Below are 8,706 nucleotides of genomic sequence, written 5' to 3' on the forward strand. Positions count from 1 at the left end.
CGGCCGGCGCGCTTGCCGTCCGTCCCGGTCGCGGCCGTTCAGGCGAAGAACCGGCGCAAGACACCCAGATAGATGCCGGCCAGCGCGCTCACCTGCTCCACGGGCACGCGCTCGTCCACGGCGTGCATGCGCTCGCCGACCAGGCCGAACTCGATCACCGGGCACAGGTCCTTGATGAAGCGGGCATCCGAGGTGCCGCCACCGGTGGAGAGCTGCGGCCGCGACCCGGTGGCCTCGGCGATAGCGTTGACCACCGCCTCGACCCCGGCGTCGGGCTTGGTCAGGAAGCTCTCGCTGGCGGTGGCCCAGTCAAGCTCGGCGCTGATTTCCGAGCCCTCGAGCGCGCCCCGGACGATCTCGTCGACGCGGGCCTTCAGGCGCGTCGAGCTGTGCAGGTCGTTGAATCGGATGTTGAACCGGGCGCTGGCCGTGGCCGGGATGACGTTGGCGACGGGGTTTCCGGTGTCGATCGAGGTCAGCGCCAGCGTCGAGGGCTGGAAATGCTCCGACCCCTCGTCGAGCGGCGTTTGAACGAGGGCGGCGCAGATCCGGGCCAGCGCCGGCAGCGGATTGGCCGCGCGCTCGGGATAGGCCGAGTGACCCTGCCGGCCATTGAGCGTGAGCCGGCCCGACAGCGAGCCGCGCCGGCCGATCTTCACCGTGTCGCCGAGCCGCACCGCCGAGGTGGGCTCGCCCACCAGGCAGAAATCGGCGCTCTCGCCCCGCGCGCGCATCCAGTCGAGGATCGCCACCGTGCCGTCGGTCGCCTCGCCCTCCTCGTCGCCGGTGACGATCAGCGCGACCGAGCCCTTTGGATTGCCCTGCGCGAACTCGGCCGCGGCAGCGACGAAGGCGGCGACGCCGGACTTCATGTCGACGGCGCCGCGGCCCCACAGCCAGCCGTCCGAGACCGTGCCGCCGAAGGGATCGAGCCGCCAGGCCGCGCGGTCGCCCGGCGGCACCACGTCGGTGTGACCGGCGAATGCGAAGACCCGGTCGCCGCTGCCCCAGCGGGCATAGAGGTTCTCGACCCCGCCGCGGCTGATCCGCGTGCAGACAAAGCCGAGCGGCTCCAGCGTCCGCTCCAAAAGCGCGATCGCGCCACCCTCCTCAGGCGTTACCGAGGGGCAGCGAAGCAGCGCGGCGGTCAGCTCCACGGGATCGATGATCATCGCTCAGGCGTCCTCCTCCAGCACCGTCACCTGCGCCACGATGACCGCGTTCTCGGCCAGCGCCCGGTGCATCAGCGCCCGCGCGTCGTCGTCGAGCTCGAGCTCGGTGGTCTCGCCCGTGCCGTATGAGGTCACCTCCAAGGGCGCCATGCCGGCCTGTTGCAAGACGCGCACGGTCTCGGCCACGGCTTGGCGCTCGTCGCGGCCCGTGGCATAGCACATCAGCGCCGCGCCCTCCGCCCCGTCGGGCAGGCCGTCGCCCTCGGCGCGGCCCGTCTCGACCAGAAGGATGTAGACCGCCTCGGCCGCGTCCGCGCCGTTCTCAGGCACGCAGGAGCTCGTTGATCGAGGTCTTGGCGCGCGTGCGCTCGTCCACCCGCTTGACGATCACGGCGCAGTAGAGCCCCGGGCCCGCCGAGCCATCGGGCATCGGCTTGCCCGGCATCGTGCCGGGGACGACCACCGAATAGGGCGGCACCTCGCCCATGAAGGTCTCGCCCGTGGTGCGGTCGACGATGCGCGTCGAGGCGCCGAGATAGACGCCCATCGACAGCACCGAGCCCTCGCGCACGATCACCCCCTCGGCAACCTCGGAGCGCGCGCCGATGAAGCAGCCGTCCTCGACGATCACCGGACCGGCCTGCAGCGGCTCGAGCACGCCGCCGATGCCGGCGCCGCCCGAGATGTGGCAGTTCCGGCCGATCTGCGCGCACGAGCCCACGGTCGCCCAGGTGTCCACCATGGTGCCCGAATCGACATAGGCGCCGAGGTTGACGAAGGAGGGCATCAGCACCACGCCGGGCGCGATATAGGCCGAGCGGCGCACCACCGCCGTCGGCACCGCGCGAAAGCCCGCCTCGCGCCAGCGGTCGTCGCCCCAGCCGGCGAATTTCGAGGGCACCTTGTCCCACCAGGTCGCGCCGCCGGGCCCGCCCGCGATCGGCGTCATGTCGTTGAGGCGAAACGATAGCAGCACCGCCTTCTTGGCCCACTGGTTCACCGTCCAGTCGCCGCGCAGGCTGCGCTCGGCCACGCGCGCCTCGCCCCGGTCCATCAGCCCGAGCGCGCGCTCCACGGCCTCGCGCACGGCGCCGCCGGTGGCGGGGGTCACGCGCTCGCGGCCCTCCCAGGCGCGTTCGATGGCGTCCGCCAGGTCGTCATGGCTCATGGCGCGTCACTCCGTGCATCGGCAGCCGTCGGATCCCGCCCTGCCTATAGGCCGCGCGTGGCGCAGGCGCAATGCGCCAGCGCGCCCGAGCGGCGCGAAATTGTGCATTGCAGAGCGGTCGTGCCGGCAGTAGGCAGGGGACACGGCCCACGGCCGGCATCCCGCACAGCAAGGGCCATGCATGAACGACAAGCGCGTGTCAATTTTCCCGCCAGCGGACGAGGACGCGAGGAAGGTCGAGCAGCTTCCCGACACGCCGCAGACGCGGTCGCCGAGCTTCCGGCTCGCCTTCCGCGACCCCGACTTCCTCGAGCGCGATTCGACGCGGCCGGTGCGCCTGCAGCTCGAGCTTTTGAAGTTCGAGCAGATCCTGCAGCAACGCCAGATCGAGTCGACCGTGGTGATGTTCGGCGGCGCCCGCATTCCCCGGCCCGAGGAACGCGACGGCGCCTCCACCCCGATGCTGGCCGAGCTCAGCCGCTTCTACGACGAGGCGGTCCGCTTCGCGCGCCTCGTGGGCGAGGAATCGGTTCGGCGCAACCACCGCGAGTTCGTGGTCTGCACCGGCGGCGGCCCCGGCGTCATGGAGGCCGGCAGCCGCGGCGCCCACGAGGCCGGGGCGCAGACCATCGGCATGGGCATCGTGCTGCCGCGCGAGGAGGCGCCGAACCGCTATGTCACGCCCGAGCTTTCCTTCAACTTCCACTATTTCGCCATCCGCAAGATGCACTTCCTCATGCGCGCGCGGGCGGTGGCGGTGTTCCCCGGTGGCTTCGGCACGCTGGACGAGCTGTTCGAGACCCTGACCCTGATCCAGACCCGGCGCATGAAGCCGGTGCCGGTGCTGCTGTTCGGCCGCGTCTTCTGGGAGAAGATCGTGAACTGGGAGGCGCTGGCCGAATCCGGCACCATCTCGTCGGAGGACCTCGATCTCTTCCACTATGTCGAGAGTGCCGACGAGGGCTGGGACATCATCAGGACGGCGCTGGAGATCGCCTGAGCGGGCGCGGGGTCCTATTCGCGCACCTTGAAGCGCAAGAGCAGCGTGCGCTGCAGCGGCTCGTTGAAGTTGTCGTCCGAGATCAGCCACAGCCACATGCCCCCGCCCGGGGCCGGCTCGAGCGAGATCCCCTCCATGTTGTCTATGCCGTCCCCCTGCTCGAAGGCTGCCAGCGTCTCGGCGCTCGCGGGCACGGGCAGGTCGTCGCTGCCGAGGCGGTAGCGCATCACGCGGATGCTGAGCCCGGTGAAGAGCGAGAAGTCGCGCAGCACCAGGTAGAGCCGGCCGTCCGGGCCGACATCGGCGCCGGTCATGGCGTGGCGGCTGACCGGGGGCAGATGCGACTCGCGCACCGTCCCGGCCGGATCGATCAGAAAGATCGGCACGCCGCTCGCGTCGCGGGTCTCGGCCAGCCCGAGCAGCCGGCCGTCGGGCAGCGTCGCCAGCGCCTCGAGGCCCTTGTTCGGGGGCAGCTTCTTGAAGCCGGGCGCATGGATCGTGTCGCCGAGACGCCCGTTCGGGCCGAGGAACATGACCCGGTGGTCCTCCTCGAACGACACCGCCAGCCGGTCGCCGACCACGGCAAGCCCCTCGGCGTCGCCGCCGGCCTTGGTGTAGGTCTTGCCGTTGGCATCCAGCATGGGGGCCAGCCGGGCGTCCTCGAGGCGCAGATTGCGGCCGTGCACGGCCAGCGTGGCGCCGAACCACCAGCCGAGGTCGGTGAGCGCATAGAGCGTGTCGCCGTCGACATGCAGGGCCGAGAGGCCGCCGAATTTCGGGTGCGTACTGTGCAGCACCCAGGCGCCGTCGGCCTCGAGCCCCGGGAGCTTGCCGCCATGCAGCGACACCGGATCGGCCTCGACATGGAGCCGCCCGCCGTCGGGCAGCGCCCGCTGCCAGCCCACGATCGGGCCGGCGCCGGCCAGCGAGACGGCCATCGCCGCGGCGAGGACGATGCGCCCCAGCCTCATTGCGCCACCAGCGCGCGGCAGGCCGCCGGCAGCTCGGCCAGCGTGATCTCGGCCGGCGGCTCCGCAGGCGGCTTGGGATGCCGCGCCGCCTCGGTGAACCACCAGGCGAGCTGGTCGCCGCAGCCGCTGCCCGGCGGCGGCGGCGCCTGTGCCACGCAGCCGGACTCGCCCTCCGGGCAGGCGAGCCGCACATGTATGTGCGCGGCATGGCCCCACCAGGGCCGCACCTTGCGAAGCCAGGGCGTGTCCGCCCCGCTCGCCCGCGCGCACAGCACCTTCTTGATCGCCGGGTTGACGAAGACCCGGGCGACGGCGGGGTCGGCGGCGGCCAGGCGGATCAGCGCGGCGTGCCGGGGCCGCCAGGCGTCATTCACGGCCCGGCCGTCCGGGGCGACCAGGCTGACGCTCTCGATCTCCTCGCGCGCGGCGCGGCTGAGCGGCGCCTTGCCCGGTATGCGCAGCCAGATGTCGACGTCGAGCCCGATCTGGTGCGAGCGGTGGCTGCCCGGCATCGGCCCGCCGCGCGGCTGGCCGATGTCGCCGACCAGGATGCGCGGCCAGCCGGCCGCCGCCGCCTCCCGGCCCAGCCGCTCGATGAAGGCAATGGTCGCCGGATCGCCCCAGTCGCGGTTGCGGCTGAGCCGCACCGCCTGCCAGTTGGGCCCGGTCTGGGGCAGCGCCACGGCGCCACCGATGCAGCCTTTCGTATAGGTGCCGTGCGGAGCCGGCGCGCCAGCCGTCGGGGCCGCCACGGCAGCAAAGCGGGCGCTCGCCGCGACCGTCCCCGCCGCTCTCGCCAGGCCCGGCACCGCCACCGCCGCCAGCACTGCCGCGAAAATCGCGCCCCGCATCTCCTGCCCGACCCGCCTGCTGCTCTGGCTGCATTATGCCGGCCCGGCCGGCCGAGGCCAATCTCTCGATGCAAAGACGTGATCCGATTGTGCATTTTTTATTATGAGTAATTTCAATGGTTTAGGAAGATGTGCAATGTGCACACCCTGCCGGGGCCCGAGATTGCGGCCTTCAGACGGCCTCGAAGACCCGCTCGGGCAGCTCCGCGATGTCCCAGCCGAAGAAGGCGAAGGTCCGCGCCATGTGCTCGGGCAGCGGCGCCGCGAAGCTCAGCCGCTCGCCGGTCACCGGGTGGGGGAAGCTCAGCCTGGCGGCATGCAGGTGCAGCTTGCGGCTCAGCGCGCCGCCCAGGCTGGCGCCCCAGCCCGAGCCCAGGTTCTCCTGCCCGCGCCCGCCATACTTGCCGTCGCCGACGATGGGGCAGCCCAGCGCCGCCATGTGGGCGCGCAGCTGGTGGGTGCGCCCCGTCACCGGCCTGAGCGCCACCCAGGCCGCCCGCTTGGCCGCATAGCCGATGACGCAATACTGGGTGACCGCCGATTGCGCGCCGTCGGTGCCGCGCACCTCGTCGGGATGCACCGGGCGCATGCGCTCGCCCTCGCCGGGCCCACCCGCCTTCACCAGCCCGTAGCGGATGATGCCGGCCAGCGGCTCCGGCCGCCCCGCGACCACGGCGACATAGGTTTTCTCCACGGCGCGCGAGCGGAACGATCGGCCCAGCGCCGTGGCAGCCCGCCCGGTGCGGGCCAGCACCAGGAGCCCCGAGGTATCCTTGTCCAGCCGGTGCACCAGGCGCGGGTCCTCGTCGCGGCCGAAGTGCAGCGCCGCCAGCAGCGCGCCGAGATGGCGCGTCTGGCCGGTGCCCCCCTGCACCGCCAGCCCGGGCGGCTTGTTCAGCACGATCACCTGCTCGTCGCGCCACAGCACGGCGGCGGCCAGGGCCTCGGCCTCCGATGCACTCGGCGACGGCGCCGGCCGCGGGGCCGGCACCTCGCGTCGGTCGGGCAGGGGCGGCACGCGGACCACCTGCCCCGGCGCCACGCGGCTCTCCGGCCTGGCGCGGCCGCCGTCCACGCGCACCTCGCCGCGGCGGCACACGCGCGCGATCCAGCCCTGGGTAAGCTGCGGGAAGCGGCGGCGCAGGAACCGGTCGAGGCGCTGCTCGGCCTCGTCCGGCCCGACGGTCAGGTGCTGCACGCCGGTCATGTCGCTTCCCCGCCCTGCGGGCCCCTGGCCCGCGCCTGTGCCGGCTAGGTGCGCAAATCGGGCGAACTCGTCAAGGCCAGCGCCGCGGGGCAAGCAATCTTAATCCGTCATGCGGTATCCTGGGAGCTCGCCCAGCGACCCAGAAAGGGGATACGCCCATGCCACCGCCAAGTCCCGTCATCGTCGTTCCCGGCATCACGGCGACCTATCTGCGCGACTTCTACCCGCTGCCGCCCGAGACGATCTGGGCGCTGATCGGCAAGGACTACGCGCATACTCAGCTGCATCCAGACGACCTGCGCTTCGAGGCGCGCGAGCCGGCCAGCATCCGCACAGACCAGATCTACGAGATCGCCTACAGGGAGCTGGTCGAGGAGCTGCGCTTCAACCTGGCCGACGGTCCGGACGCGCCGGTCCCCGTCTACCCCTTCGGCTACGACTGGCGCCAGCCGCTCGAGCGCGCAGAGGAGCGGCTGGCCGCCTTCGTCGACGAGGTGATCGACCGCACCCGGCTGATGCGCCACTACGCCAGCGCCGGCTACGGCGCCGCGCCGAAGGTGAACCTGGTCGGGCACTCCATGGGCTGCCTTGTGGTGGCGGGCTATGTGGAGCGCTACGGCGCCGGCAGGATCGACAGGGTGGCGACGCTCGCCGGCCCCTTCCGGGGCTCGTTCGAGGCGATGGTCAAGGTCACCACGGGCACGGCCAATCTCGGCGGCTCGGCGCCGAGCTCGCGCGAGCGCGAGGCCGCCCGGGTGACTCCCGCGCTCTACCACCTGGTGCCGAAGTTCGACACCGGCGTCGAGGCGGCGAGCGGCCTGCCGCGCTCGACCTTCGACATCCGTCTCTGGCAGCCCTCGATCATCGACACGGTGGCGAGTTACATCGGGCGCCACGCGGTCGCCCCGCCGCCCCGGAAGGCCGAGTTGCGAGGCCAGGCGGAGACGCTGTTCGCCGGCATGCTGGCCACGGCACGAGACTATCGCACCCGGGTCGAGAAGCTCAGCCTAGCCGAGAAGGGTCTGGCCGACGACCGCTGGCTGTGCGTCATCGGCGTCGACTCGGTGACGCGGGTGCGCATGCATGTCGACCTGCTGCGCGGCAAGCCGTATTTCCGGCTGCGCTCGGAGGACCGCATGAACGAGTGGAACGCGCAGGACGTGGAGGCGCGGCGGCATACCGGCGACGGGACCGTGCACTTCGCGGGCGCGGTGCCCGCGTTCCTGCCCTATGAGAGCCTGGTCTGCGTCAGCCCGGACGACTTCGGCTACTGGGAAATCGGCAACACGCTGACCACCAAGATCGGCGGGTTCCACGGCATCATGCCAAACATGAACATGCTGCACCGGCTTGTGGCGCGACACCTCACCGGACGGGGTGATCCGAAGCGGAACACCTGGGGCCGGCCGGCGCCGGGCGTCGCGTCGGCCGACTGGAAGCCGCCCCTTTCCCTGCGCCGGAAATAGCGGGGCTACTCGCGCCCGCTGCGTCGCTTCGCGAACCAGTCGAGGCGCTTTTTCAGCTCGCGCTCGAAGCCGCGCTCGACCGGCTGATAGAGCTCGGCCCGCGCCATGCCCTGGGGGAAGTAGTCCTGGCCCGAGAACGCGTCCTCGGCGTCGTGGTCGTAGACATAGCCCTCGCCGTAGCCCATCTCCTTCATCATCCGGGTGGGCGCGTTCAGGATGTGCGCCGGGGGCTCGGGCGAACCGGTGCGCCGGGCAAGCTTCATCGCCGACCCGTAGGCCGTGTAGGCGGCATTCGATTTGGGCGCCAGCGCGAGGTAGATCACCGCCTCGGCGATGGCGAGCTCGCCCTCGGGCGAGCCGAGCCGCTCGTAGGTCTCCCAGGCGGCAAGGCACAGGCGCACCGCCTCGGGTTCGGCCAGACCGATGTCCTCGATCGCCATGCGCGTGACCCGGCGCGCGACATAGCGCGGGTCCTCGCCGCCATCGAACATGCGCGCGAGCCAGTAGAGGGCGGCGTCCGGGTCCGAGCCGCGGACGCATTTGTGCAGCGCCGAGATCAGGTTGTAGTGCCCCTCGCCGCCCTTGTCGTAGACCGGCGCGCGGCGGCTCAGGCGGTGCGCCAGATCCGCCGGTCCGAGAGGGGCCTCAAGCCGCTCGCCGGCTGCGATGGCCTCGACCTGCTCGAACAGGTTGAGCAGCACGCGGCCATCGCCATCGGCCATCCCGAGCAGCGCCTGCCGGCCCTCGTCCGTCAGCGGCAGTGCACCCTCCTGCGCCTCGGCGCGGGCGAGGATCCGCTCGAGGTCCGCGGCCTCGAGGCGCTTCAGCTTCAGCACCTGGGCGCGGGAGAGCAGCGCCGCGTTCAGCTCGA

9 protein-coding genes are annotated in these 8,706 nt (G+C 71.8%); 2 read left to right on the plus strand and 7 right to left on the minus strand.

The features are described 5' to 3' along the window. Nucleotides 1-38: 38 nt before the first annotated feature. From dapE to dapD, 3 genes are read right to left on the minus strand one after another with little or no spacing between them, the layout of a single operon-like run. Complete coding sequence (gene dapE / locus AC32QD_RS02490) at nucleotides 39-1,172, minus strand: succinyl-diaminopimelate desuccinylase (protein ID WP_492008900.1); 1,134 nt, start codon at nucleotides 1,170-1,172, stop codon at nucleotides 39-41. A gap of 3 nt (nucleotides 1,173-1,175) precedes the next feature. Then, entirely contained in the window at nucleotides 1,176-1,502 is a 327-nt protein-coding gene (locus AC32QD_RS02495) for a DUF8846 family protein (RefSeq protein ID WP_492008901.1), read from the minus strand. After that, on the minus strand, nucleotides 1,495-2,340 hold the full coding sequence (gene dapD, locus AC32QD_RS02500) for a 2,3,4,5-tetrahydropyridine-2,6-dicarboxylate N-succinyltransferase (RefSeq protein WP_492008902.1): 846 nt from the start codon (nucleotides 2,338-2,340) through the stop codon (nucleotides 1,495-1,497). The genes AC32QD_RS02495 and dapD overlap by 8 nt, the downstream gene beginning before the upstream one ends. 181 nt (nucleotides 2,341-2,521) lie before the next feature. On the opposite strand from dapD, the gene AC32QD_RS02505 reads away from it, so the two are divergent. Next, nucleotides 2,522-3,340 carry an LOG family protein gene (locus AC32QD_RS02505; protein WP_492008903.1) on the plus strand — a complete coding sequence of 273 codons (819 nt, stop codon included), beginning with the start codon at nucleotides 2,522-2,524 and terminating at the stop codon, nucleotides 3,338-3,340. Nucleotides 3,341-3,354: 14 nt separating this feature from the next. Here AC32QD_RS02505 and AC32QD_RS02510 read toward each other — a convergent pair whose 3' ends face one another. The 3 genes from AC32QD_RS02510 to AC32QD_RS02520 form a co-directional block, all read right to left on the minus strand. Continuing rightward, a complete protein-coding gene (locus AC32QD_RS02510) occupies nucleotides 3,355-4,311 on the minus strand; it encodes an esterase-like activity of phytase family protein (protein WP_492008904.1) in 957 nt (318 codons plus the stop codon). After that, nucleotides 4,308-5,162, minus strand: a complete 855-nt coding sequence (gene mepA / locus AC32QD_RS02515) for a penicillin-insensitive murein endopeptidase (RefSeq protein ID WP_492008905.1) — start codon at nucleotides 5,160-5,162, stop codon at nucleotides 4,308-4,310. The genes AC32QD_RS02510 and mepA overlap by 4 nt, the downstream gene beginning before the upstream one ends. Nucleotides 5,163-5,334: 172 nt before the next feature. Next, nucleotides 5,335-6,369, minus strand: a complete 1,035-nt coding sequence (locus AC32QD_RS02520; protein ID WP_492008906.1) for an RluA family pseudouridine synthase — start codon at nucleotides 6,367-6,369, stop codon at nucleotides 5,335-5,337. A gap of 158 nt (nucleotides 6,370-6,527) precedes the next feature. On the opposite strand from AC32QD_RS02520, the gene AC32QD_RS02525 reads away from it, so the two are divergent. After that, entirely contained in the window at nucleotides 6,528-7,835 is a 1,308-nt protein-coding gene (locus AC32QD_RS02525) for an esterase/lipase family protein (RefSeq protein ID WP_492008907.1), read from the plus strand. Nucleotides 7,836-7,840: 5 nt separating this feature from the next. Here the strand turns inward: AC32QD_RS02525 and AC32QD_RS02530 are convergent. Next, a partial coding sequence (locus AC32QD_RS02530) for an AAA family ATPase (RefSeq protein ID WP_492008908.1) occupies nucleotides 7,841-8,706 on the minus strand: 866 nt, incomplete at its 5' end.

This window comes from Thermohalobaculum sp. (assembly GCF_058622915.1).

Excerpts from the sequence above, each read along its gene's own strand:
- AC32QD_RS02525 (WP_492008907.1), top strand. The coding sequence starts at position 6,528 with ATGCCACCGCCAAGTCCCGTCATCGTCGTTCCCGGCATCACGGCGACC.
- dapE (WP_492008900.1), bottom strand. The coding sequence starts at position 1,172 with ATGATCATCGATCCCGTGGAGCTGACCGCCGCGCTGCTTCGCTGCCCC.
- AC32QD_RS02520 (WP_492008906.1), bottom strand. The coding sequence starts at position 6,369 with ATGACCGGCGTGCAGCACCTGACCGTCGGGCCGGACGAGGCCGAGCAG.
- dapD (WP_492008902.1), bottom strand. The coding sequence starts at position 2,340 with ATGAGCCATGACGACCTGGCGGACGCCATCGAACGCGCCTGGGAGGGC.
- AC32QD_RS02510 (WP_492008904.1), bottom strand. The coding sequence starts at position 4,311 with ATGAGGCTGGGGCGCATCGTCCTCGCCGCGGCGATGGCCGTCTCGCTG.
- mepA (WP_492008905.1), bottom strand. The coding sequence starts at position 5,162 with ATGCGGGGCGCGATTTTCGCGGCAGTGCTGGCGGCGGTGGCGGTGCCG.
- AC32QD_RS02505 (WP_492008903.1), top strand. The coding sequence starts at position 2,522 with ATGAACGACAAGCGCGTGTCAATTTTCCCGCCAGCGGACGAGGACGCG.